2 protein-coding genes are annotated in these 1,140 nt (G+C 63.2%); one reads left to right on the top strand and one right to left on the bottom strand.

What is annotated here, in order from left to right; all coding sequences use genetic code 11:
* On the bottom strand, positions 1-713 hold a 713-nt coding region (locus tag EOA33_RS36430; RefSeq protein WP_127407778.1), incomplete at its 3' end, for an NmrA family NAD(P)-binding protein.
* Between the two features lie 137 nt (positions 714-850).
* Here EOA33_RS36430 and EOA33_RS36425 point away from each other — a divergent pair.
* Positions 851-1,140 (top strand): helix-turn-helix domain-containing protein (locus tag EOA33_RS36425; protein WP_145989536.1); only part of this gene is annotated, 290 nt, incomplete at its 3' end.

The following is a 1,140-nucleotide window of genomic DNA, read 5'->3' as shown; positions in this document are numbered from 1 at the left end:
GTCAGGGCCTCGTCGGGCAACTGAATGACTTCAAGCGGTTTGCCGGTGACCTCGCTAACGAGGGCGGCGATCTCGGTCGTCGTATAGGCCTGCGGGCCGGTCAGCGTGTGGATCCGGCTGTCGGTCGAGCCGGAAGCGAGGCCGGCGGCAATCGCGGCGGCCATGTCGTCGCGCGCTCCATGGGCGATACGCCCTTCGCCCGCCGACGTATACCACTTGCCCGAGGCAATTGCGTGCGGCAGCGCCAGGAACAGGTTCTCCTGGTACCAGCCGTTGCGGAAGATCGTGTAGGCGATACCACTCGCCTTGATCGCCTGTTCAGTGCCGTAGTGGTCGCCGGCAAACAGCACCGGCGAGCCCGGCTCCGGATTGGGCATCGAGGTGTAGAGCAGATGCGAAACGCGGGCCGCCTTGGCGGCGGCTACCGCGGCCTGATGCTGCTTGAGGCGCCGGTCGCTCTTGAGGTCGAGGTCGCCGGTCGAGATGATCAGCACTCGGTCGGCACCTTCGAAGGCCTGTTCCAGCGAGGCCTGGTCATTGAAGTCGGCCGCCCTGACGGTGATGCCGAGCGCCGCGAGATCGGCGAGGCTTTCGGGATTGCGCGTGGTGGCGATGATGCGCGCCGGCGCAATCTTCTGCGCGTCGAGCAGATGGCGCAGGACGCTGCGGCCAAGCTGGCCGGAGGCGCCGGTGACGAGAAGGGTTTCGCTCATGGAGTGATCCTGATGTTGCGCCGAAGCGGCGGGTGCTCTTGATGGTCTCAAAAAGAGACCAGCACTAAATTAGGAATTGACCGCTCCCCGTAAAGAAGGCAGTTTTCCGGGAGGTAGGCACACGCAGGGAACCAGCGATGGACGGCAAGATCGTCAATCTGAAATCGAAGATCGAGATCTACAAGGCGATGACGGACGGCGCCAATTTCGCCAATTGCCCGGTTCGCGACGTCATGCAAGGCATGAACGGCAAATGGAGCCCGTTGCTGGTAACGGCGCTTGCGGAAAAGCCTTATCGCTTCGGTGAACTGCGGCGGCTGGTTCCCGACATCTCGCAGCGCATGCTGACCCAAACCCTGCACGAACTGCAGCGCGACGGCTACGTCCATCGCGAGGTGTTCCCAACCAAGCCGCCAAGTGTCGAATA

The organism is Mesorhizobium sp. M4A.F.Ca.ET.050.02.1.1 (genome assembly GCF_003997725.1).
In the GTDB taxonomy this organism is placed as follows: Bacteria; Pseudomonadota; Alphaproteobacteria; order Rhizobiales; family Rhizobiaceae; genus Mesorhizobium.
The sequence above is the reverse complement of the archived record's forward strand: the minus strand, read 5'-3'. Positions and strand labels throughout refer to the sequence as shown.